Raw genomic sequence first — 24,629 nt, 5'->3', positions numbered from 1 at the left:
AAACCTAATTCGAAAGATTCTTAACTTATTGTTCACAAACAAATGATTTTCTTTATTTTTGTATTTCTACATGAAATAAAATAAAATGCGAACATTTGTTATAGGCGACATACACGGCGGATTACTTGCGCTGGAACAAGTGATGAAAAAAGCCCAAGTTACTACCGAAGACACCCTTATCTTTTTAGGCGATTATGTGGATGGCTGGAGCCAGTCGCCACAAGTAATTGATTATTTGATTGCTTTAAGAAGCAGGCAGAAATGCATTTGCATTAGAGGAAATCACGATGAATTATTATTGGCATGGTTTCAAAAAAAAGATATTGATCAGGATTTATGGTTTAAACATGGCGGTGAAGCCACTGTAAAAGCTTATGAAAAAGAAAGTGAAGAAAAAATCAATGTCCATATTGCTTTTATAGAATCTCTGGCAGATTATTACCACGACGATCAAAACCGCTTGTTTGTTCATGCCGGATTTACGAATATGAATGGCGTTGCTTATGAATATTTTCCGAAATTATTTTATTGGGACAGAACGCTTTGGGAAACAGCACTTTCATTAGATCCAAATTTAAAAACCGACGACGTGGTTTACCCTAAAAGATTTACTTTATACAAAGAAATTTTTATTGGCCACACACCCGTAACCCGAATTAATGAAACAACTCCGATACAAAAAGCCTGCGTTTGGAATGTTGATACCGGAGCAGCGTTCAAAGGTCCTTTGACCATTATGGATGTCGATACAAAGGAGTATTGGCAAAGTGATCCTCTTAACGAATTGTATTCTAACGAAAAAGGTAGGAATTAATGTAATAAATACTATTTTTGCACTTTAAAAAAAATAATAAAATTTAAGTTTATGAAAAAAGTAATTACATTTTTGTTTTTAGTATCATTTGGATTCACTCAGGCTCAAACAGCTTTTAAAGGAAAAGGAGATATTAAAGTTAATGTTGGTGCTAATCTTCAAGATGGTGGTTCAGGAGTTCAGGGTTCTGTGGATTTTGGTTTAGGAGAGAACTTCTCTTTTGGTTTTGTTGCTAACTATTTATTAGGCGTAGATAATTACAATGGTTTCTACCACAACAATCCAACTCCATACACTGATAAAAAACCAGAATTTCAAGATCGTTTTGATGCTAAAGCAAGAATAAATGCAAACTTGAGCAGCGTAATTGGTATTGAGCAACTTGATGTTTATCCAGGTTTAAGTTTAGGTTTACACAATTTTGGTGGTCATGTTGGTGGTCGTTACTTTTTTACTGAAGGATTTGGTGTTTTCACAGAAATTGGATTCCCAATCGCAAAATACGGAAGCAATAATGACGTATTTGATCATTTAAACAATCAGGCAACTTTTAGTTTAGGAGCTTCTTTTAATCTATAAGACATTTTTGCCCCCAAAGACACTAAGTCTCAAAGTTTATAAATATAAAACCGCCTGATTGGGCGGTTTTTTTTATCTAAATGAATTGGTTGTCAAGTTTTGAAGATTGCTAATTGGAATGAGGCTTCAACTCCGCTCAGCCAGACAACAAAAAAGCACCTTTTTAACAGGTTCTCGAAATCGAAAAGGTTTTAAGCTCAAAGGTCTTTAAATTTCCCTTTGCAGCTCTGCGGCTTTCCGATATAAAATTCCTTTAAACAACTTCATAAAAAGCCTCGCAAATAAATACTTGCGAGGCTTTTCACTACTAATTCACTCTATTATTTCTTAACGAATTTCTTAACGATTTTTTTGTCGTCTTTATTTAATTCGATGATATAAATTCCAGTACTTAAATTGCTTACATCAATAGTAGTTCCGGAAAGTTGGCCTAAACTTAATTGTTGGCCTAATGTATTTATAATTTTATAAGAATATCCTTTACTTTCAGAGAATGAAACATTTAGTTCATTTTCAACCGGATTTGGATATAATGCAAAACTTGTAGTCTGGATAGTTTTAACTAATCCAGCGGCGATTTCTTCACTGGCAATTGCTCCCGAAGCCACAATGTTTACAGAATAATCTTCAACTTGTCCATATGAGAAAGTCTCACAAGCTGTTGGAATTGCATTGTATTTCATAGAAACCCTAATTCTTGTAGTTCCAAGCGTTGCAGTTGAAGGAATTGTAATTGTTCCTGTAACCGGAGTTGTACTTGAAGCCGATTTTGTCCAAACTGTTTCACCTGAATCTGAGAAATCTCCATCTTTATTGTAATCAATAAAAACAGCATAACCTTCACTATAAACAGAAGATGTCCATGTTGGCGTGATTGTTATTGTGTAGGCAGTTCCTCTTGTTGCATTTGTAGAAGTAGCAGTAAAATCTTCGTATCCGGTTGTTCCTGTAGAAGTTTTGCTGATTGTCCCGAAAACAACTTTGCCAATTCTTTCGTCTGCAGCGCTGTTTCCTTTAGAAGTACAATACGTTACACCAGCTGCAGTAGTAGTTACACTAACTGTATTACTTGCTGCTGAAATATTTCCTGCAGCATCTTTAGCTTTTACGCTAAAAGTATAAGCTGTTGAGGCTGTTAATCCAGTTACAGTATAAGTTGTAGTTGCAGAAGATCCTTTTAGGGTTGCTCCCTGGTATATATCATATCCTGTTACGGCTACATTATCTGTAGAAGCTGTCCATGATAAATTGGTCGTTGTTCCGGTTGTTCCGGAAGCAGCAAGAGATGTTGGAGCTGATGGCGCAACCGTATCTGATCCTCCTCCTGAATATGCTGCACCAATTCCTACTGCATAAAATGCATTGGTTGTGGCGATAACTTCCGGAGAACCTGCTCCGTATAAATCAACTGCTGATTGAATTCCTGAAGTTCTGGCAATTGCATAAGTTGAGTTTGCGGTTAGGTAAACATCTTCTAAACGGAAAGCAATTTTTGCTGCTTTATCAATTGTGATTCCCGTTACGTTATAAGCATTTCCAAGATCGTTTGTGCCTGTTTTCCCTACTGATAAAATATAAAACCAGTGATTTAATACCCCTGAGTTTGTATGAACTCCACATTGGTCGTTATTGTTTGTTGGTGTACAATTAACGTTTACCCAATACGTTCCGCCGTAAGTATCCGGCTGACCTTCAGAGTTTGGATCGCTCATAGAACGCAGAGCAAGATGCCCGGATCTTCTTTCGATATCTTCTCCTACTAACCACGTCGATTTTGTTGGTGCTGCACGATATTCGATACAAGCTCCCCAAATATCAGAGAAACCTTCGTTCATCGCTCCGGATTCTTTTTGATATGCTAAATTTGCCGTATAGGTACAAACTGCGTGACCAATTTCGTGTCCCGCAACATCCATTGCTGTTAAGATATCAAATCCTCCGGTTCCTGTTCCGTCGCCATATGTCATAACGCTTCCGTTCCAAAATGCATTATTGTTGTCAGGATATCCTGCAGCAACTAAATTATAATGCACATAACTTTTAATTTTTGCTCCTGCATTATCATAGCTGTTTCTGCCATGAACTGCTGACCAATAATCATACGTCATTTCTGCGCCCCAATGTGCATCAAGTGCGCCATTGTCTTTGTTTGTGTTATTATATTCTGCAGCTGTCCAGTTATTATCGGCATCTGTAAAATTAGTTGTTGGGTACGTAGCTGTTTTGGCAGAATTATACGTTTGAACTCCGTTTCCTCTCGTTACATCAGATAAAATATACGAAGATCCGTTTAAACTAGTCTGGATAGTTTGAGTTCCGCTGTAGCGAGTCGCTGCATTTGCAGTCACAAGGGCCATTTGTGAAGCTGCGTTACTATTTTGATTTTTGGCTGTAGCCGAAATTAATCTGCCATGGCTATTTTCGCCAAGATGTTTGATTGTTGCATTATAAAACAATGCTTTTCCGGTTTCGGCATCGATATAAAGATCACCGCGACTTAGCGGTTTTGTGGCATAAATATCAAATTTATAGGCCAATCTTACTTTGTCGCTTTTTCTTTCTACCCCTTGTTCTTCCATTGCTGGCAATAAAACAAGTTCGCCTTTTGGTTTTTCGTAACCCATTACAGCAGCATCTGCAGGATTTTCCCAAAGATAATGTTGTGCTCCTGTAACGGCAATTGCTCTGTCTAACGCAGCCTGACTAGACAATTTAGGAGTCGTTTTTACATTTTCAAGAGCGTAATACTCGCCATTCATCGAAACTAGTTTTCCTTCTTTTGAATGTAAGGTGTAATTGGCAAATTCAACTTTAACGCCTTGTTGATACAACTGAAATTTTTCGTGTGTGAAACCTTCCTTATCAGTTTCCGTTCTGACTTTTGAAAAAGATTGGGTGTCTTTTAATCCAAGTTGTTCTTTAAACACTGTTTGCGGATCCGAACCTTTGTAGGTTGACTTTTCACTAAAAGTGATTAAGCTTGGCTGACCATTTTCAGAAACGTCTTTTTTACTTACCCTTTTGTCTGTGTTTTGGGCAAATCCTGACAATGAAAATGTAAGAACGACAGCGGTTGTGGCCATAATTTTTGGTAATTTTCTTTCCATAATAAATGTGGTATTTTGGTTTGGTTAATGGATTACAAATAAAATATTTAATGTAAGTAAAATACTCTATTTTGTGATAAAAGTATTTTATTTCTGTTACATTATCGTTTAAATTTGCCTTTAATCGATAAAATGCAACATTTTTTACTTTAAATTTACTTTTATTTAACAAACTGTGAGAATTTCACAAATAGATGGTCGAAAAATTAATTATATGATTGATTTGCATCATTTTACAAGCAATTACGGAGTTTAAGCCTACTTTTATGATAGATTTATAAAACTATGGAATTCTTAAAATATTCCTACAAAAAAAGGCCAGCCTTTTAACGGCCAGCCTTCATGTATTTTTAGAAGAAAAAAAATCAGTTATCTAAGATCCATTTCCGGAATTTCTCCTTCAATAATCAAATCTGCTTCTGTCGAAGCAATAATATGTTCAACAGAAATACCTGGCGCACGTTCTAAGAGCTTAAATCCCTTTTGGGTTACTTCGAGAACTGCCAGTTCTGTTACAACCTTTTTAACGCATCCTACGCCAGTTAATGGCAAAGTGCATTTTTTTAGAATTTTAGACTCGCCTGCTTTGTTTACGTGCATCATCGCAACGATTATATTTTCGGCGGAAGCCACCAAATCCATTGCGCCTCCCATTCCTTTGACCATTTTGCCGGGTATTTTCCAATTGGCGATATCGCCATTTTCTGAAACTTCCATCGCACCCAAAATCGTTAAATCAACTTTTTGACTGCGAATCATTCCGAAACTAAAAGCAGAATCAAAAAAACTCGCCCCCGGAAGCGTTGTAATGGTTTGTTTTCCCGCATTTATGATATCAGCATCTTCTTCTCCTGCAAAAGGAAAAGGTCCCATACCCAAAATGCCGTTTTCACTTTGAAACTCAACTGCAATATCTTCCCTGACATAATTCGCTACTAAAGTCGGAATCCCGATTCCCAGATTAACGAAATACCTGTCTTTTACTTCTTTTGCAATTCGCTTTGCTATATCTTCTTTTGTTAACATTTTTCTGAATGTGTCAAATTTTTAATGTGCCAATTAGTCAATTTGATAATTAGATAATACTTCACTTTATAAATGCAATCATCTAATGTATCTCTTTATATAATCTATAATAATTATCTAAAAATCAATATTATTTAAGTTGTCAAATTATTTAAACGCAACAATTTTGCATTATCTAATTGACAAATTATCTCATTATCTAATTCCTCTGTCTTACCGTTCGCTGCTCAATTCTCTTTTCAAATTTTTCTCCCTGAAAGATACGCTGTACCATAATTCCTGGAATATGAATCTGATTTGGATCTAACGTCCCAACGGGAACCAATTCTTCCACTTCGGCAATTGTGATCTTTCCGGCACCGGCCATGCATGCATTGAAGTTTCTGGCAGTTCCTTTGAAGATAAGATTTCCGGCTTCATCACCTTTCCACGCTTTTACAATTGCAAATTCAGCTTTGAAAGCTTGTTCCATAATATGCATTTTTCCGTTGAATTCACGAACTTCTTTTCCTTCGGCAACTTCAGTTCCGTAACCTGCAGGCGTAAAGAAAGCTGGAATTCCGGCTTGGGCTGCACGACAGCGTTCGGCAAGAGTTCCTTGCGGTGTCAATTCAACTTCAAGTTCTCCCGAAAGCATCTGGCGCTCGAACTCAGCGTTTTCACCAACATATGACGAAATCATTTTTTTGACTTGTTTTTTCTGCAAAAGCAATCCCAATCCAAAATCATCAACTCCAGCATTATTCGAAATACACGTTAAATCTGAGATTGAAGTGTTTACCAATGCTGCAATCGTATTTTCAGGAATTCCACATAAGCCAAAACCGCCAAACATAATCGTCATTCCGCTTTCGATTCCTTTTATAGCATCCTGAACGTTATTTACTTTTTTTGTAATCATAACAAACTGTCTTTATTACTGTATATTTTTGATAAAAATAAGATTTTTAGATTGAATTATATCGATTTCGTAATACTTTTATTTTAACAGCTTTAATTACCTTCCCAATATTCATTAACTTAAATATATCTTGTAGAGATTAAATATCGGTAGAAATATATTGCCCGTAATATTTTGTCCCGTAGGGCAATGTCATTAAGTCAAGAGAAAATCAATAATGTTATGGCGAATAAATTTCTCGCAAAGGCGCAAAGGCGCAAAGTTTTGGTCAATTTCGACGAAGGAGAAATCTTCGCGAGTAACTCCGCAACGTGAATCCAATCCTTGTCGAGCTTCTCGCGAAGATTTCTCCTTCGTCGAAATGACAATATTGTGTTTAAACTTTGCATCTTAACGCCTTTGCGAGATTTTTTTATTTTTTAAAAAGCTAACTTAATGACATTGCCCTACGGAGATTTAGACGCTAATCGCATATTTGCTACCAACATTTAACTCCTAACGGATTATAAAATCATGTTTTCTTCGCTTTCAATCAATATTACTCCAAAAAAAATCCTTTTGTATTCTTCCGAAATTCAGAAGTTTACAAAAGGATATTTTATATTATAAAGGGAACTAGATTACAATTCGAATTCGTCTGTATTTTGTTCTGTTTGCGTGGTGTCTTTTACAACTGCCGGTCTTGAGTAGCAATCTACTTTTATCGAAAGATTTGCCGGACGCTCAAATTCTGATTTAGAGATCTGAAGTCCTTCGTCAGCATAACAAAGTTTCATAAAATAACCCCAAATTGGTAATGCTGCGGTAGCTCCTTGTCCGTAAGTTAAACTTTTGAAACGTGCTGAACGGTCTTCACAACCCACCCAAACTCCTGTTACTAAGTTAGGAACCATTCCCATGAACCAACCATCTGATTGGTTTTGAGTTGTTCCTGTTTTACCTGCAATTGGGTTTGTAAACATATACGGATATCCTGTCCAGCGATTATCTCCGTTTCCTCCGCCTTGCGTACGTAAACGTGCACCAGAACCAGTTTCAGTTACACCTTCTAATAATTTGATTACTGCAAAAGCAATATCCTTATTTAAAACGTCGTGCGATTCCGGAATTGGCTCGTAAATAACCTCTCCGCTTTTATTTTCGATACGGCTTAAAAACTGTGGTTTTACATACACTCCCTGATTGGCAAATGTGCTGTAAGCAGCAACCATATCTTCAACCGTGATATCTACGGCTCCAAGAGCGATAGAAGGCTGCGCCGGAATTTCGGTTTTGACACCTAATTTATGCGTTAATTCTACAACGGCTTCCGGACCAACGCGATCTATTAATTTTGCAGAAACCGTATTGATTGAATTCGCCAAACCTTGTTTCAAAGTCACCATTCCGCGGTATCTGTTATCCGAGTTTCTTGGTTCCCAGTCTTCGGTTACATTATGACGTCCTTTATGGATCATAAACGGTCCGTCAAGAATAGAATCGCAAGGAGACATATTTAATTGCTCAATTGCTGTTGCATAAACAAATGGTTTGAATGTCGAACCTACTTGTCTTGCACCCTGACCAACGTGATCGTATTGAAAATATTTGTAATTGATTCCACCAACCCATGCTTTGATGTTTCCGGTTTGAGGTTCCATTGCCATTAAACCAGATTGCAAAAAGTGCTTGAAATAACGAATAGAATCCAGCGGAGTCATTGTTGTATCGCGCTCCCCTTTCCAGGTAAATATGCGCATTTTTGTTTTTATTTTGAATGAAGCAATGATATCATCTTCGCTTTTATCTGATTCTTTCATAACAGCCCAACGCGTAGAATTTTTCATGGCCTGCATCATAAGCTTATCTGTTTCTGCCTGAGTGATATTTACGAAAGGTGCATTTTTATTGTTTTTCTGTTCGATGAAAAATTGTTGTTGCAAATTTTTCATGTGCTCAGAAACAGCTTCTTCGGCATGCAATTGCATTCTTGAATCGATCGTAGTATAAATTTTCAGACCATCTTTGTAGATATCATAATCTGATCCGTCTGGTTTTTTGTTTTCAGAAACCCATTTTTTCATGTAATCACGAAGGTATTCTCTGAAATAAGTAGCGGTTCCTTCGCGGTGACTTTCTAATTTAAAGTGCAAAGCGATTGGTAATGCCTGTAATTTCAGTTTCTCTCCTTCTGTAATCATTTTGGCTTTTTCCATTTGCGAAAGCACCACATTACGACGATTTTTTACGCCTTCCGGATTACGAACCGGATTGTATAATCCTGAGTTCTTGAACATTCCAACTAAAATAGCCGATTCGTCCATGGTTAAATCTTTTGGATCTTTTGAGAAATACGTTTGTGCGGCAGAACTCACTCCAACTGAATAATTTCCGAAATCATACACGTTGCAATACATCGCCAGAATTTCGTTTTTGGTATATTGTCTTTCCAGACGAATGGCGATAATCCATTCTTTTATTTTTTGTACAATCCTGAACGGAAGAAATTTAGATCCTTCTCCGTGGAATAATTGCTTGGCTAATTGTTGTGTTAATGTACTCGCTCCACCATTTGTTCCAAGAGTAAAAACAGCTCTTAAAGTTCCGCGTCCGTCAATTCCTGAATGTTCGTAAAAACGGGCATCTTCGGTGGCAACCAAAGCTTCGACTAAACTTTTTGGCAAGTCTGAGTATTTAAGCTGAGATCTGTTGGTTTTGAAATATTTTCCAATCACTACTCCGTCAGACGAAATAATTTCTGTGGCCAGGTTTGAATCCGGGTTTTCTAAGTCTTCAAAAGAAGGCATCGAACCAAATAATCCCCATGATGCAAATAAAAAGAAAGCTAAAATACCTAGTAAAGTGTAGGCAAAAATTCTCCAGAATTTCTTTTTGTAGTAATTAATATCTTTAACGCTATTTGTTTGATTGTTTTTTTTAGCAGCCATAACTATTTTTCTAATCTTTTTGTTCTATTCTAAAACCAACGTCTGTAATACCTTCTAAAGCCTGAACACCCGGGATTTTCCCTGATTCTCTAACTGCTTGTTTGATGTGCACTTTGTATTTTCCTCTAAACTTTACATTTTCCTTATAAAAAAGTTTACTCTCTTTTATATCGGTAAAACCGTTTCCTAATAAGGTTCCGTCCGGATTTGCCATTTGATATTGCAACGTATCCACTTTTGTGAAACCGCTTGGCGCTTCGATAGCAACAATTAAATACAAATTATTGAAAGGGTAATTGTTGTTATCTCTCAAATTTACAAATAAATTGTATCGTTTCGTAGAATCTAAAACTGGCAAATTGAAGGTTACGACGCTGTCTTTATGCCAGGCACTTCCAACAGATTTGTACTCATCAAATACTCTTTTTTTATCACAAGAAAAAAGAAGTATTGCTGCCAAAAGAAGAATCCCGCTATTTTTTATTCTCATTTTTAGTAATAATTATAGGTTTTCTTGGCTCAGCCGGTTTGTTCTCATTCGAATTATTAGGTTTGTTCGATTGATTTTGCTTGTTGTTATTCGGCTTGTTCTGTTTATTCGGATTTCCTCCTGCAGGCTTGTTTTGATTCTGATTTTGATTTTGATTTGCCTGAGGTTTATTTGGAGTTGCCACAATCGCTGCTTCTGCATTTGGTTTGCGTTTGCGATTTGGTTTTTTCTTTCTTTTTGGCTGGTCAAAACGGGTTAAACTTTCCTGACCCATTGCATTATTAAAATCTTTTTCAGGTTCTGAAGTAATTTCAATAGCAAAATCTTCCAGCGAAGAAACTTTGTTTTTCTGTTTGTTTTCGGCAATAATTTCTTTTACCTGATCAATTTTCAAAACATGCCAGTTTGCAAAATTATTCGTGTAAGCAAACCACATCAATCCCTTGAAAATATCTTGTTTCTGGCAAATTGCATCTCCTTTTTCGGTCACTAATTTAGTGTCATAATCCGGAAAATCTTTCAATGCATCCATATAAGTATCAAGCTCATAATTTAAGCAGCACTTTAATTTTCCGCATTGTCCGGCTAATTTTTGAGGATTTAGCGAAAGCTGTTGGTAACGCGCAGCAGAAGTATTGACACTTCTAAAGTCTGTTAACCAGGTTGAACAGCAAAGTTCACGTCCGCAAGAACCAATTCCGCCCAGACGAGCTGCTTCCTGACGGAAACCAACTTGTTTCATCTCCACTCTTGTACTGAATTCTTTTGCAAAATCTTTAATCAAAAGTCTAAAATCAACCCTGTCATTTGCCGTGTAGTAAAAAGTCGCTTTTGATCCGTCTCCCTGAAATTCAATATCAGAGATTTTCATCTCAAGCTTATGCTGAATCGCTAATTCTCGTGCACGAACTTTCATTGGTTCTTCGCGATCACGCGCTACAGACCAAATATCGATGTCTTTTTGAGAAGCTTTTCTATAAATTTTTGGCACTTCGTTACTTTCGTGATTTACCCCTTTTTTCTTCATTTGAATTTTAACCAATTCTCCTGTCAAAGTAACGATTCCAATATCATGTCCCGGTGATGCAACAGTTGCTACAATATCACCAATACTTAACGTTAATTTTTCTGAATTTCTAAAAAATTCCTTGCGTCCGTTTTTAAAACGAACCTCAACACAATCAAAAATTGCTTCTCCATTTGAAGGGCTCATGTTCGCCAGCCAGTCAAAAACCGTCAATTTATTGCAGCTATCGGTGCCGCAAGTCCCATTATTTTTACAACCCTTTGGTGCGCCACCATCTGAGGTTGAACAACTTGTACATGCCATAATTATATATGTAGTGTTGCAAAATAGCAACTTAAGTTCATAAACGTTTGATCGGTAAAGATAGTATTTTTTTTAGTTTGCTTTTTATTGATTAAAACTAAAGCAATGTTAAACTCAAAAACCTTCGAAATTAACTTATTCTGTCAGTTTTTTACCTCTTATAGACCAAGTTATTTTCTTAAATAAATAAGTTTTGCAGTCTGAAAAAATCTTAAAATAAATCATTTCAAAGAATTATGAATTAAGATTTATACTTCCAAATAAAAAACTTCTTATAAAATTCAACAGCCCAGAAATAGCGGTTGAATAACAATCATACAAAACATTAATGCTAATTAAATTTGTCATGCAAAAAATTACTTTTAAAAAATTTAATGGTCTTAAGGCATCATTTTTATTCTTTCTTTTTTTAACAGCTTTTCACGTAAATGCACAATTTATTTCTGAAACTAATCCTATTGTTACAAAGGGAGTTGCGATATGTAAAGGAGACAGTGGTGTTCTAAAAATAACAGATAATTCTAAGCAAGAAGTTACAACATTTGTTGGACATTGGAACAGTGAAACAGATCCCACAGCAATTACAGTAAGCGCTTCACTGAAAAACTCACCTGTTTGCAGTTTTTATCATTTACTTGTTCTCAGAAATTACACTGCGACTACTTTTACAGTCAGTGTTTCTGGTACATATACGTTTAAAATGAGTGATACGGAGGAATATGATGGGGCAGCCTATATTTATTCAGGCAATTTTACCCCCGGTAAGTGTGACGGAGGAGGAACGTGGATAATAGGAGATGATGATTATGATGGATCACTTAAAGAACCCCGAATGTCAGCCCATTTTGATGCAGGCGTTACTTACACATTAATCTCAACCCTTTGGGCACCTAATGGCGGAACTTATGTTGGCGATTACACCTGGTCTGTCACATCTCCTCCCGGAAGCAATTTTATTTTAAACACTTTAAATTACTGGTACGCATCAAGTACAGGTGGCGCACCAATTGGCTGGGGCCCCACTTTTAACCCAGTTGGCGTAAAAGGTTCCGGATTATTAAATACAAATACTGTTGGCACGACTACTTATTACGTAACAAGCGGTCAAAATACTACTGAAAGAATTCCTGTTGATTTTGTTATTATCGACAAGGCAACTGTTGAAAGCATTGCAAAAAACCCAATGTTATCTCTTAATACCCCTATAAATTTGGATATCTATGAAACCAAAGGAATAAAGAAAATTGTTAGTGCAAGTGGTTTACCTGCCGGAGTTACAGCAAAATATGCATCTGATTTAATTACGATTAGTGGTAAGACAAATATATTAGGGGTTTATGATTACACTATCGCATTGACTGGAAATTGTGGAAACGTAACAGCAACAGGAAAAATAACGGTTCGTCCAAAAGATGAAAGTTTAATGACAAACGGAGTTACTATTTGTAAAGGGGCACGAGCTGAGCCATTAACGGCTAACATCCCTTCTGCAATTTCGGTAACGACATTTACGGGGCATTGGAATTCAGCGACAGATCCCTCTACTACTTCAATTATGCAAGGAATGGATAATTCAACAACCTGTATGTTTATACAAGGTAATGCCGGGAATTATACAGCAACCAAATTTACAGTCACGAAAACTGGTGTTTACAGTTTAAAAATGACAGAAAATGATCTATATGATGGTGCTGCCTATATTTACAGCGGAAATTTTACTCCGGGAAATTGTGCAGGCGGAGGGACCTGGATAATAGGCGATGATGACGATGGTGAATTTTACATGGCAAAAGAACCTCGCTTAACTGCAACCCTTCAAGCCGGTGTAGAATATACACTTGTATCGACTATTATCAGACCAAATAAAGCACAATTTTATATTGGTGATTATACCTGGACAATTTTATTGCCAACCGGAGGTGAATTTTTATTAACTCCTTTAACTTATTGGTTTACAACTCCAACTGGCGGTAATTCAATTGGATGGGGACCAACTTTTAATCCTGTTAATGTAGAGGGTTCAGGATTAGAAAACACAAGAACTGCAGGTACTTACACTTACTATGTTCAGCTTGGTGCAGACGAATCAACGCGAGTACCTGTTGATTTTGTAATTACAGAAAACAGTTCTGCAGGAATTGCTTCATCTAAACCTACGATTAATGTTAATACTGTTTTACCAAATATTACACATACTACTTCTGCAGCAACTGGTATAGGAAGCGCAATTGGACTTCCTGCGGGAATAACCGCAACGTGGGCTTCGAATATTATTACAATTAGCGGAACCCCAACAGTTGTAGGAACTTATAATTACAGTATTCCTTTAATAAGCAATTGCGGAAATAGTACTGCAACAGGAACTATAATAGTTACTTCAAAACCTGCAAAAATAACTACTCCTATAACTATCTGCTCCGGACAAACTTATCTTTGGACAGTAAACGGCCAGGTATATAGTGCAGCTGGGACTTATACTAAAATTGGAACTGATTCTACCGCTGATCAGGAATTGGTCTTGACCGTAACTCCCAAACCTGCAAAAATAAGTACACCAATTACAATATGTTCCGGTGAAACTTATATCTGGACCGAAAATAACCAAGTATATAATGCGTCTGGAATTTACTCTAAAACCAATACTGGCTGTATTGCAGACCAGGAATTGGTCTTGACCGTAACTCCCAAACCTGCAAAAATAAGTACGCCAATTACAATTTGTTCCGGTGAAACTTACACCTGGAGCGAAAATAATCAGGGTTATAATACAGCGGGAACTTATACGAAAACCAATACAGGTTGTATTGCCGATCAGGAATTGGTCTTGACCGTAACTCCGAAACCTGCAAAAATAAGTACACCAATTACAATATGTTCCGGTGCAACTTACACCTGGAGCGAAAATAATCAGGGTTATAATACAGCGGGAACTTATACGAAAACCAATACAGGTTGTATTGCCGATCAGGAATTGGTCTTGACCGTAACTCCGAAACCTGCAAAAATAAGTACACCAATTACAATATGTTCCGGTGAAACTTATATCTGGACCGAAAATAACCAAATATATAGTACTTCTGGAACTTATACGAAAACCAATACAGGCTGTATCGCAGATCAGGAATTGGTTTTGACCGTAACTCCGAAACCTGCAAAAATAAGTACGCCCATTACAATATGTTCCGGTGAAACTTATACCTGGACCGAAAATAATCAGGTCTATAATACGGCGGGAACTTATACGAAAACCAACACAGGCTGTATCGCAGATCAGGAATTGGTCTTGACCGTAACTCCGAAACCTGCAAAAATAAGTACACCAATTACAATTTGTTCCGGTGAAACTTATACCTGGAACGAAAACAATCAGATCTATAATACGGCGGGAACTTATACGAAAACCAATACTGGTTGTATTGCAGATCAGGAATTGGTTTTGACCGTAACTCCAAAACCTGAAAATATCATAACGACTCAAAACATTTGCGAAGGAGAAACTTACACCTGGAGCGAAAACAACCAGGCTTATAATACGGCGGGAACCTATACGAAAACCAACACAGGCTGTATCGCAGATCAGGAATTGGTCTTGACCGTAACTCCCAAACCTGCAAAAATAAGTACACCAATTACAATATGTTCCGGTGAAACTTATATCTGGAGCGAAAATAATCAGGTCTATAATACGGCGGGAACTTATACGAAAACGAATACTGGCTGTATTGCAGATCACGAATTGGTCCTGACCGTAACTCCAAAACCGGAAAAAATAAGTACACCAATTACAATATGTTCCGGTGAAACTTACACCTGGAATGGCCAAATATATAGTGCTTCTGGAACTTATACGAAAACGAATACTGGCTGTATCGCAGATCAGGAATTGGTCTTGACCGTAACTCCGAAACCTGCAAAAATAAGTACACCAATTACAATATGTTCCGGTGAAACTTATATCTGGGCCGAAAATAACCAAATATATAGTACTTCTGGAACTTATACGAAAACCAATACAGGCTGTATCGCAGATCAGGAATTGGTTTTGACCGTAACTCCGAAACCTGCAAAAATAAGTACGCCCATTACAATATGTTCCGGTGAAACTTATACCTGGACCGAAAATAATCAGGTCTATAATACGGCGGGAACTTATACGAAAACTAATACTGGCTGTATTGCCGATCAGGAATTGGTCTTGACCGTAACTCCAAAACCTGAAAATATCATAACGACTCAAAACATTTGCGAAGGAGAAACTTATACCTGGACCGAAAATAATCAGGTCTATAATACGGCGGGAACTTATACTAAAACTAATACTGGCTGTATCGCAGATCAGGAATTGGTCTTGACCGTAACTCCGAAACCTGCAAAAATAAGTACGTCCATTACAATATGTTCCGGTGAAACTTATATCTGGACCGAAAATAATCAGGTCTATAATACGGCGGGAACGTATACTAAAACCAATACAGGCTGTATTGCAGATCAGGAATTGGTATTAACCGTAACTCCAAAACCGGAAAAAATAAGTACTCCAATAACAATTTGTTCCGGAGCAACTTACACCTGGAGCGAAAATAATCAAGTATATAATACTTCCGGAACATATATTAAAACCAATACAGGCTGTATTGCAGATCAGGAATTGGTTTTGACCGTAACTCCGAAACCTGCAAAAATAAGTACGCCAATTACAATTTGTTCCGGAGCAACTTACACCTGGAGCGAAAATAATCAAGTATATAATACTTCCGGAACGTATATTAAAACCAATACCGGCTGTATTGCAGATCAGGAATTGGTGTTAACCGTAACTCCGAAACCTGCAAAAATAAGTACGCCAATTAAAATATGTTCCGGTGAAACTTATACCTGGACCGAAAATAATCAGGTCTATAATACGGCGGGAACTTATACGAAAACCAATACCGGCTGTATTGCAGATCAGGAATTGGTGTTAACCGTAACTCCGAAACCTGCAAAAATAAGTACACCAATTACAATATGTTCCGGTGAAACTTATATCTGGGCCGAAAATAATCAGGTCTATAATACGGCGGGAACTTATACTAAAACCAATACAGGCTGTATTGCAGATCAGGAATTGGTGTTAACCGTAACTCCGAAACCTGCAAAAATAAGTACACCAATTACAATATGTTCCGGTGAAACTTACACCTGGAATGGCCAAATATATAGTGCTTCTGGAACTTATACTAAAACCAATACTGGCTGTATCGCAGATCAGGAATTGGTTTTGACCGTAACTCCGAAACCTGCAAAAATAAGTAAGCCAATTACAATATGTTCCGGTGAAACTTATACCTGGACCGAAAATAATCAGGTCTATAATACGGCGGGAACTTATACGAAAACTAATACTGGCTGTATTGCAGATCAGGAATTGGTCTTGACCGTAACTCCAAAACCTGAAAATATCACAACGACTCAAAACATTTGCGAAGGAGAAACTTACACTTGGAGTGAAAACAACCAAATATATAGTGTTTCTGGAACTTATACGAAAACCAATACAAGCTGTATTGCAGATCAGGAATTGGTCTTGACCGTAACTCCGAAACCTGCAAAAATAAGTACACCAATTACAATATGTTCCGGTGAAACTTATATCTGGACCGAAAACAATCAGGTATATAATACTTCAGGAACGTATACGAAAACCAATACAGGCTGTATTGCAGATCAGGAATTGGTTTTGACCGTAACTCCGAAACCTGCTGATACCATAACAATTCAAAACATTTGCGAAGGAGAAACTTATAAATGGGCAGCAAACGGAATTGAATATTCAACTTCTCAATTCAATTTGAAAATTGAAAAAGATCGATGTACCGCTGATCAGGTTTTGAATTTAACTGTTGGTGCAAAACCAGTTGATATTGTAACACCTAAAAACATTTGTGCGGGAGACAGTTTTACCTGGGATGTAACTGGTATTACTTATACCCAGGCAGGAACATATACTAAAACCAACGACGGCTGCACCGCTGATCAGGTATTGAACCTCGTTATATCTTTAGAATTAAATGCTTCACTTGTTCCAAATAGCCTGTTTTCAGAATCATGTTTTGGAAATAAGGATGGTTCTTTCATTATAGAAATTAGTGGAGGAACGCAACCATACCGTGTAAATCTGGACAATAGCACAGGAAAATATGAAGAAATCACTGGAACTGAATATCAATTTTCAAATCTTTCAGGTGGGTTATATACCGTTAATATTTTAGATGCTTTGGGTTGTAGTACCAACTTTGATGTAGATATGCCAAATCCTATTGCTATTAATCCTATTGCGAAAGTAAATAATGAATGCATTGATAATTTACCTTCAAATTCAGTTACAATAACTGTTAATCCAGATATTATGAATCTTGCCGATATAAAATATACTCTTGATGAAAATCCTAATGAGTATCAGTCAAGTACTATTTTTACAAATCTAACTGCTGGAAACCATACGATTACTGCAAGAAATATAAATGGCTGCGAACAAACCACATCTGAATTTACTATTGAAGATTTTGAACCTTTAGCATTAACAGTAAACGATGGAGATTTAAATGAAATTGTCACTACAGCAACTGGTGGCGCTGGAAATTATCAATATACGCTTGAAAATGAATATTATGGCACGGTTAATAAATTTATTATTAATAAATCCGGAACATATACAGTTACCGTTGTCGATAAAAATGGATGCACCGCTACAGTTTCAAAATATTTTGAATTTATAGATGTCTGTATTCCTAATTATTTTACTCCAAATGGCGACGGAATTAATGATGAATGGGGGCCAGATTGCGCCACAACTTACAAAAACTTAACATTTACCATTTTTGACAGATACGGTCGAAATATTGCAGCGTATAAATCAGGTCAAAAATGGGACGGAAAATACAATGGTACTGAATTAACATCCGGAGATTATTGGTATGTATTAAAATTAAATGACCCTAAAGATGACAGAGAGTTTGTTGGACATTTTACACTTTACAGATAACATGTCAAAAAACAATTATGCCATCTAAAACTTATATACAATGAAAAAAATAATCCTATCATTTTTACTTCTGGCTATTACAGAATGCTATAGTCAAGAATTAAACTTACCTGTATTTACGCAATATTTAGCAGATAATCCATTTGTTATAGCCCCAACTTATGCAGGAATTGGGGATAACTTACGAATAAGAGCAAACGGATTAACCCAATGGGTTGGAATAAAAGATGCACCAGACAATCAGTCTTTATATGCTGATATGAGAATTCTGGATCGTTCCGGAATTGGAATTTCCCTATACAATGATAAAAATGGAAATACAACCCAAACCGGAGTAAAAGTCTCTTTTGCGCACCATCTAACTTTGGATTATTATACCAAACAATATTTATCGTTTGGAATTTCTTATAACATTAATAATTTTAAAATTAATATTAATGAGTTTAATTCCGGAACTTCAACACCTTCAATATTAGACCCAGCCGTTACAAATAATAGATCGGTTTCTAATAATAATTTTGATGTTGGTGCTTTATATCGAAATAAAGGATTTTATTTAAGCCTTAATGTTGGCAATATTTTAGATAAGAATACTGAGAAGTTTTATAAAACTGAACCAGAATTACTTCGCAATTACCAAATATATACGGGTTACGTTTTTAAAGGAAATTCAAAAAGCAGAGTTGAGTTTGAACCATCTGTATTTTATCAGCAATTTGAAAGTGATAATCGTTCAAGTACTGATTTAAATTTTAAATACCGACAATACAATCGTTTTGATGATTATTTCTGGGTTGGTGTTTCGTATCGTTTTTTAAACGATCAGTTTTTTCAGCCTTTAGTGGTTGGACCAATGGCAGGTTTTAAAAAGTATAATTTTTACTTTGGATATTCCTATCAGGCATCGTTAAACCAAATTGGAGCTTATAATTCAGGAACACATGTTGTAACGATCGGTCTTGATTTCTTTAATGGAATCAGCAATTGTCCTTGTACACAAAGCCCAACTCGAGATTAAGAGCAGATTTCTACGTTTCTTTTACGTTAATAATTTTTACCGGACATGCTTTTGCAGCCAGTTCGCAACTTTCGACAATAGTATGATTTGGGGATTTTAACGTAAAAAATCCTTTTGCATCTTTCGAATGAATCAATACTGATTTACCATCTTTTTTAGACATTTGAAAATGCACCGGATCCATCTCAACACAATAATTACAGCCTATACATTTGTCTCTTTGTAAAGTAACAATAACCATTATGCCTCGACAATTTTATATAGTTTATCAGACATTCTTATTCTGAATGGTACTTTTAAAGTACAATCGTCGCCTTTTGTAGCTTTTTCAGAAATTAAATCATTTACGAACATTTCGTCAATTATCATTTCCTGAGCTCCCGTACTTGGTCCTGTTATCAGGATTTTATCTCCGATTTTTATATCGTAAGCTTCTATTTTGAATTGTCCAACTTCTGCTTTTGAGAAATAGTGTGTTCCTTTTCCAACATAAACCTTTTTTTGCGTTGCAGCAGATCCCGGAATAGCACTCCATTCTCCTAACTCCTGACCCAAATAATAGCCAGACCAAAATCCACGATTGTAAACCGTATTCAAAGCTTCCATCCAAATAGTGATTTTTTCTTTAGAAAACGTTTTATCGTAATAAGAATCAATTGCTTCGCGGTATGTTTTTATAACCGTTGCCACATATTCAGGCGCACGTCCACGGCCTTCAATTTTTAAAACCTGAATTCCGGAATCAATTACCTGATCTAAGAAATCTAATGTACACAAATCTTTAGGTGACATTAGGTATTCGTTGTCGACTTCGATTTCAAAACCTGTTTCCTGATCGATAACGGTATATTTTTTACGGCAATTTTGTTTGCATGCGCCACGATTTGCAGATGAATTATGCGAATGCAGACTTAAATAACACTTTCCTGAAACCGCCATACACAAAGCACCGTGACCAAAAATTTCGATTTCGACTAGATTCCCGTTTGGACCTTTTATCTGCTCTTTTTCTATTTGATTCGTGATGTTTTTTACCTGACGCAAACTCAATTCGCGGCTTAAAACCATAGTATCAGCAAATAAACTGTAGAATTTTATGGTTTCAATATTCGTTACATTCAATTGAGTTGAGATATGAACTTCTATAGAAATGCTTCTTGCCATTGCAATTACAGCTTGGTCTGATGCAATTACAGCGGTAATATTGGCTTCTTTGGCTTTGTTCAGCAATGTTTTTACTACCGATAAATCGTGATCGTAAATAATCGTGTTCAATGTCAAGTAGCTTCGCACGTTTTTAGCTTCACAGCGATTGGCTATTTCCTGCAAATCATCCATCGTAAAATTCACCGTTGAACGCGCACGCATGTTGAGTTGTTCTACACCAAAATAGATAGAATCAGCGCCATTATCCAGCGCAGCCTGAAGCGACTCAAAGCTCCCGGCGGGAGCCATAAGTTCAATTTTGTTATTTGTTTTCATTATAATTGTATTTTCTCCAACAGAAAGCGTTAGTTATTTTGTTTTGCTATTATATTGTCTCAATTATATCGTGTCCAATGGTTGAAACCATTGGCTATGCCTAAAACATTGTGTTTCCAATCATTGCAATTATAGCCCAAGGCTTCAACCTTGGGTACGGATTATGTAAAATTTTAGATTCTCTCCAACGGCTGAAATCATTGGATACAACGTTGAGGATTTTAATTCTCTCCAACAGTGAAACCGATGGCTAAGTTTGTGGTATTGTGGATATATTCGATTTTCATAACCCGAGGTTTCAAACTTGGGAGTATTGGTGAATATCTTTTTGTCTCCAATGGTTGAAACCATGGCTATGCTTAAAAACATTATGTTTTCAATCATTGCAATTATAGCCCAAGGTTTCAACCTTGGGTACGGATTATGTAAAATTTTAGATTCTCTCCAACGGCTGAAATCATTGGATATACAACGTTGAATATTTTGGATTGTCCCAATGGTTGAAACCATTGGCTATGCTTAAAAACATTGTGTTTTCAATCATTGCAATTATAGCTCAAGGTTTCAACCTTGGGTAAGCATTAGATTATCCAACGGTTGAAATCATTGGATATTCAACGTTGAATTGTCTACAACGGTTGAAAGCGTTGGCGATGTTTGTGGTATTTTGTAAAATTCAATTTTTATATAGCCCAAGGTTTCAACCTTGGGAAACTTGGGAAACCTGTAAGATATCAATAAGCATTCATTTATTTCCCAATCCATGCAATTTTACAAATTCATCGAATTCATTTTGCCCGCTTTTCTTGAGATGATGCTGTTTTTGATTTTTTATGTAATGGTAAACGACTTCTAACTGAGATTCACTTACTGAAAAAGAAGCATAGCCGGTTTGCCAGGCAAATTTTTCAAGGATAAGTTCTTCTCTATTCATAAAATGAGAAGAACTTCCTTTAATTTGCTTTATTAAGTCTGAGATAGATTTTTGTGGATTTTGTAAAAATAAAACATGCACATGATCAGGCATTCCATTAATGATTCTAACAGGACATCCTAATTCAATTAATTCCTCCCGAATACAATCATACAATTTTTTCTCAATTGAATAATCAATTAATTCCTGACGATTTTTAGTTGCCCAAATTGCATGGATCCATAATTTGGTAAAAGAATGTGACATATATAAATTAGCATATTTTCGGCTAATTTACGATTTTAAATAATTTTATACAATTTATCTGACAAACGAATACGAAAAGGAACTTCAAAAGTAACCTTATCACCAATTTTAGCAATTGTAGTTTCTGCTCCGTCAACGACCATTTTTTCTAAAACTAATTCCTGATTACCGGTAGTTGGTCCGGAAATTAAGATTTTATCGCCTATGTTTAATTCTTGATTTTCGATAGTAAACTGTGCAACCTGAGCTTTTACATAATAATGCTCAGCTTTTCCAAGAAGAACTTTCTTTACTTTTATTTTTTGACGAATATCAGCTGGTTTCTCAGATGTTGCAAGCGTTGTATTAGACAATTCACCAGAATGTTTGAATTTCAAACTATCGGATTTTCCTTTTCTAAACACTTTATTTCCAACCTGTTTTCCGGTTCTTAAACGAACCTGATCAACAAGAGGCATGTGAATAATTTCAAGACATTCTGTAGAACAGCAGTTTTCCATTGCCGCTTTACATTCATCACATTGAATAAACAACAAATGGCAGCCGTCGTTTTCGCAGTTCGTATGATTATCGCAAGGTTTTCCGCATTGATGGCATTGAGAAATAATATCATCTGTGATTCTTTCGCCAAGACGATTATCAAAAACGAAATTTTTTCCAATAAATTTACTTTCAATACCTTCAGCTTCAATTTGTTTGGCGTAATTAATGATTCCGCCTTCTAATTGAAAAACATTTTTAAAACCCTGATGTTTAAAATAAGCACTTGCTTTTTCACAGCGAATTCCACCTGTGCAATACATTACAAGGTTTTTATCTTCTTTATGATTTTGAAGCTGTTCGTTTATTATGGGTAAACTCTCTCTAAACGTTTCAACGTCCGGAGTTATAGCACCTTTAAAATGTCCAACTTCACTTTCGTAGTGATTTCTAAAATCTACTACAATTGTATTTGGATCATCAAGAATATCATTAAATTCCTTGGCTTTCAAGTGAACGCCAATATTAGTTACATCAAAAGTTTCGTCATTTAAACCGTCAGCAACGATTTTGTCCCGAACTTTAATTGTCAATTTTAAAAAGGAGTGATCATCGTGTTCTACAGCTTCATTCAATCGTATGCCTTTCATGAAATCATAAACTTCCAGAGTTGCTCTAAAAGCCTCCAAATTTTCTTCCGGAATACTCATTTGGGCATTTATTCCTTCAGTGGCAACATAAATTCGGCCTAAAGCATCGAGCTTGTTCCAGGCTAAAAATAAATCATCGCGAAATTTTTTGGGATCTTGAATTTTGGCATACGCATAGAAAGACAACGTTAGTCGTTGTTTACCGGCATCATCAATCATGATGGCTCTTTCTTCTGCGCTTAAAGTGTTGTACAGTTGCATGCTATAAACTTTTTAAGTTGAGAAATAAATATGTAATGAATTCATTTTCCAAGTGAATTCGGGCGCAAAGGTAAGCTTTTATTCGGAATTCAAAATACACTAAACGTCCAAAATTAAGCTATATAAGGTATTTTGTACGCGACCAATAGCTATCTTAAAATACAATATATATAGAGGACAGCAGCCCGATTAGCTTCAAATAAAAAAGACTGCCTAAATAGACAGTCTTTAATATAACTTAGAATCTTAGTTACTTAGAACCTTAGCAACTTAAAAATTAGCAATACTCATTAAAAGCATCTTGCAGGTTTTCAGCGATTAATTCAGCTGGACGACCTTCGATGTGGTGACGCTCTAACATGTGAACCAATTCTCCGTTTTTGAACAAAGCCATAGAAGGCGATGATGGAGGAAAAGGGAACATATGTTGTCTTGCAGCATCAACAGCTTCTTTGTCAACACCTGCGAAAACAGTAATTAAGTGATCTGGTTTTTTAGCACCTTCTAAACTCATTTTTGCTCCCGGACGTGCATTTCTTGCAGCACAACCACAAACAGAGTTTACAACAACTAAAGTGGTACCTTCAGCTTTGATAGCATTATCTACAGCGTCAGCACTATGTAAATCTTGAAAACCTGCAGCAGTCAATTCAGCTTGCATTGGTTTTACCATTTCTTCTGGATACATATTTTTTATATTTAAATTTACTTTTGAATTGCAAAGTTACAAAGTTTACTCGCAACTACTTAAATTCAGGTATAAAGTTTTGTTATAGTTCGATAATCGATTCAAAACCCAGAGAAATATTGATTTTTGATGTCTAAATGGCTTCTTTTATTCTTTTATCCGGAAATTGATAATTGTATTGTTTCAAATGGCTGTTTGCGCTTCTTATTTTATGTCTTGTTGTGGAAACCGTTAATTTATTTTTTTCGGAAATTTCAATAGTAGAAAGATAACTGGACAAATATTTTTTAAGCATTTCTATTTTTTGAACTTCAATAGAATAAATTGTTTTTTTTCCTTCATTTTTTACATTTACCAAATTTGCCTTTTTTAATTCTAATAAATGCTTGGATATCGTTGATTGTGCCAACGGAATTAATTCAACAATTTCGCCACAAGTTCTATTATTTCTTTTCCACAAAAGCGTCATAATCTGAATTCGCGTAGGATGTCCAAGTGCTTTGCAAATTTTTCCTATTGCTTTTGTCTCTAAATCAAAATTTAAGTGTTTGGTGATTCCCATAAAATTTGCCAATTAATTCAGTATCGTTAAAGAACGATTACATCAGATCTACATTGTTTTCAATTGGCAAAACTAGATTTAAAATGAATTTTCAATCACCCGAAAAAGTT

Annotated in this window: 16 protein-coding genes; 4 read left to right on the top strand and 12 right to left on the bottom strand. The window is 36.0% G+C overall.

Annotated elements, in window-relative coordinates; genetic code table 11:
- Positions 1-85 precede the first annotated feature (85 nt).
- Complete coding sequence (locus ACZ0AH_RS01075; RefSeq protein ID WP_463474048.1) at positions 86-814, top strand: metallophosphoesterase family protein; 729 nt, start codon at positions 86-88, stop codon at positions 812-814.
- Between the two features lie 51 nt (positions 815-865).
- A complete protein-coding gene (locus ACZ0AH_RS01070) occupies positions 866-1,393 on the top strand; it encodes a DUF6646 family protein (RefSeq protein ID WP_463474047.1) in 528 nt (175 codons plus the stop codon).
- A gap of 320 nt (positions 1,394-1,713) precedes the next feature.
- Here the strand turns inward: ACZ0AH_RS01070 and ACZ0AH_RS01065 are convergent, their stop codons facing one another.
- The 6 genes from ACZ0AH_RS01065 to ACZ0AH_RS01040 all read right to left on the bottom strand — a co-directional run bounded on the left by ACZ0AH_RS01065 (position 1,714) and on the right by ACZ0AH_RS01040 (position 11,174).
- Positions 1,714-4,500: a M4 family metallopeptidase gene (locus tag ACZ0AH_RS01065; protein WP_463474046.1), complete on the bottom strand. Its 2,787-nt coding sequence runs from the start codon at positions 4,498-4,500 to the stop codon at positions 1,714-1,716.
- A gap of 369 nt (positions 4,501-4,869) precedes the next feature.
- Positions 4,870-5,526, bottom strand: a complete 657-nt coding sequence (locus ACZ0AH_RS01060; protein WP_463474045.1) for a CoA transferase subunit B — start codon at positions 5,524-5,526, stop codon at positions 4,870-4,872.
- A gap of 199 nt (positions 5,527-5,725) precedes the next feature.
- Complete coding sequence (locus tag ACZ0AH_RS01055) at positions 5,726-6,427, bottom strand: CoA transferase subunit A (RefSeq protein ID WP_463474044.1); 702 nt, start codon at positions 6,425-6,427, stop codon at positions 5,726-5,728.
- Positions 6,428-7,047: 620 nt separating this feature from the next.
- On the bottom strand, positions 7,048-9,354 hold the full coding sequence (locus ACZ0AH_RS01050; RefSeq protein WP_463474043.1) for a penicillin-binding protein 1A: 2,307 nt from the start codon (positions 9,352-9,354) through the stop codon (positions 7,048-7,050).
- A gap of 10 nt (positions 9,355-9,364) precedes the next feature.
- The gene (locus tag ACZ0AH_RS01045) at positions 9,365-9,844 is read right to left on the bottom strand and encodes a gliding motility lipoprotein GldH (RefSeq protein ID WP_463474042.1); all 480 of its coding nucleotides are present in this window, start codon (positions 9,842-9,844) and stop codon (positions 9,365-9,367) included.
- Entirely contained in the window at positions 9,828-11,174 is a 1,347-nt protein-coding gene (locus ACZ0AH_RS01040; protein WP_463474041.1) for a PSP1 domain-containing protein, read from the bottom strand. The genes ACZ0AH_RS01045 and ACZ0AH_RS01040 overlap by 17 nt, the downstream gene beginning before the upstream one ends.
- Positions 11,175-11,520: 346 nt before the next feature.
- On the opposite strand from ACZ0AH_RS01040, the gene ACZ0AH_RS01035 reads away from it, so the two are divergent.
- On the top strand, positions 11,521-18,198 hold the full coding sequence (locus ACZ0AH_RS01035; RefSeq protein WP_463474040.1) for a T9SS type B sorting domain-containing protein: 6,678 nt from the start codon (positions 11,521-11,523) through the stop codon (positions 18,196-18,198).
- A gap of 40 nt (positions 18,199-18,238) precedes the next feature.
- Entirely contained in the window at positions 18,239-19,216 is a 978-nt protein-coding gene (locus ACZ0AH_RS01030; RefSeq protein WP_463474039.1) for a PorP/SprF family type IX secretion system membrane protein, read from the top strand.
- Positions 19,217-19,226: 10 nt separating this feature from the next.
- Here ACZ0AH_RS01030 and ACZ0AH_RS01025 read toward each other — a convergent pair whose 3' ends face one another.
- From ACZ0AH_RS01025 to ACZ0AH_RS01000, 6 genes are all read right to left on the bottom strand, one after another.
- Positions 19,227-19,457 (bottom strand): ferredoxin, encoded by a 231-nt coding sequence (locus ACZ0AH_RS01025; RefSeq protein WP_463474038.1) that lies wholly within the window; start codon positions 19,455-19,457, stop codon positions 19,227-19,229.
- Positions 19,457-20,698, bottom strand: coding sequence for a peptidase U32 family protein (locus ACZ0AH_RS01020; RefSeq protein WP_463474037.1), 1,242 nt, complete (start codon positions 20,696-20,698; stop codon positions 19,457-19,459). The genes ACZ0AH_RS01025 and ACZ0AH_RS01020 overlap by 1 nt, the downstream gene beginning before the upstream one ends.
- Before the next feature lie 745 nt (positions 20,699-21,443).
- Positions 21,444-21,878: an IS200/IS605 family transposase gene (gene tnpA / locus ACZ0AH_RS01015; protein WP_463474036.1), complete on the bottom strand. Its 435-nt coding sequence runs from the start codon at positions 21,876-21,878 to the stop codon at positions 21,444-21,446.
- 35 nt (positions 21,879-21,913) lie between these two features.
- Positions 21,914-23,269 (bottom strand): oxygen-dependent tRNA uridine(34) hydroxylase TrhO, encoded by a 1,356-nt coding sequence (gene trhO / locus ACZ0AH_RS01010; RefSeq protein ID WP_463474035.1) that lies wholly within the window; start codon positions 23,267-23,269, stop codon positions 21,914-21,916.
- 277 nt (positions 23,270-23,546) lie between these two features.
- Positions 23,547-23,957, bottom strand: coding sequence for a BrxA/BrxB family bacilliredoxin (locus ACZ0AH_RS01005; protein WP_029271207.1), 411 nt, complete (start codon positions 23,955-23,957; stop codon positions 23,547-23,549).
- A gap of 133 nt (positions 23,958-24,090) precedes the next feature.
- Positions 24,091-24,519, bottom strand: a complete 429-nt coding sequence (locus ACZ0AH_RS01000; RefSeq protein WP_463474034.1) for an ArsR/SmtB family transcription factor — start codon at positions 24,517-24,519, stop codon at positions 24,091-24,093.
- Positions 24,520-24,629: the final 110 nt, after the last annotated feature.

Source organism: Flavobacterium sp. AC105 (assembly GCF_979258495.1).
The sequence above is the reverse complement of the archived record's forward strand: the minus strand, read 5'-3'. Positions and strand labels throughout refer to the sequence as shown.

What these genes read in the sequence shown, in the direction of transcription:
- ACZ0AH_RS01025 (WP_463474038.1), bottom strand. Translation starts at nt 19,457, where the DNA reads ATGGTTATTGTTACTTTACAAAGAGACAAATGTATAGGCTGTAATTAT.
- trhO (WP_463474035.1), bottom strand. Translation starts at nt 23,269, where the DNA reads ATGCAACTGTACAACACTTTAAGCGCAGAAGAAAGAGCCATCATGATT.
- ACZ0AH_RS01040 (WP_463474041.1), bottom strand. Translation starts at nt 11,174, where the DNA reads ATGGCATGTACAAGTTGTTCAACCTCAGATGGTGGCGCACCAAAGGGT.
- ACZ0AH_RS01060 (WP_463474045.1), bottom strand. Translation starts at nt 5,526, where the DNA reads ATGTTAACAAAAGAAGATATAGCAAAGCGAATTGCAAAAGAAGTAAAA.
- ACZ0AH_RS01020 (WP_463474037.1), bottom strand. Translation starts at nt 20,698, where the DNA reads ATGAAAACAAATAACAAAATTGAACTTATGGCTCCCGCCGGGAGCTTT.
- ACZ0AH_RS01050 (WP_463474043.1), bottom strand. Translation starts at nt 9,354, where the DNA reads ATGGCTGCTAAAAAAAACAATCAAACAAATAGCGTTAAAGATATTAAT.
- ACZ0AH_RS01070 (WP_463474047.1), top strand. Translation starts at nt 866, where the DNA reads ATGAAAAAAGTAATTACATTTTTGTTTTTAGTATCATTTGGATTCACT.
- ACZ0AH_RS01045 (WP_463474042.1), bottom strand. Translation starts at nt 9,844, where the DNA reads ATGAGAATAAAAAATAGCGGGATTCTTCTTTTGGCAGCAATACTTCTT.
- ACZ0AH_RS01035 (WP_463474040.1), top strand. Translation starts at nt 11,521, where the DNA reads ATGCAAAAAATTACTTTTAAAAAATTTAATGGTCTTAAGGCATCATTT.
- tnpA (WP_463474036.1), bottom strand. Translation starts at nt 21,878, where the DNA reads ATGTCACATTCTTTTACCAAATTATGGATCCATGCAATTTGGGCAACT.
- ACZ0AH_RS01055 (WP_463474044.1), bottom strand. Translation starts at nt 6,427, where the DNA reads ATGATTACAAAAAAAGTAAATAACGTTCAGGATGCTATAAAAGGAATC.
- ACZ0AH_RS01065 (WP_463474046.1), bottom strand. Translation starts at nt 4,500, where the DNA reads ATGGAAAGAAAATTACCAAAAATTATGGCCACAACCGCTGTCGTTCTT.
- ACZ0AH_RS01005 (WP_029271207.1), bottom strand. Translation starts at nt 23,957, where the DNA reads ATGTATCCAGAAGAAATGGTAAAACCAATGCAAGCTGAATTGACTGCT.
- ACZ0AH_RS01075 (WP_463474048.1), top strand. Translation starts at nt 86, where the DNA reads ATGCGAACATTTGTTATAGGCGACATACACGGCGGATTACTTGCGCTG.
- ACZ0AH_RS01000 (WP_463474034.1), bottom strand. Translation starts at nt 24,519, where the DNA reads ATGGGAATCACCAAACACTTAAATTTTGATTTAGAGACAAAAGCAATA.
- ACZ0AH_RS01030 (WP_463474039.1), top strand. Translation starts at nt 18,239, where the DNA reads ATGAAAAAAATAATCCTATCATTTTTACTTCTGGCTATTACAGAATGC.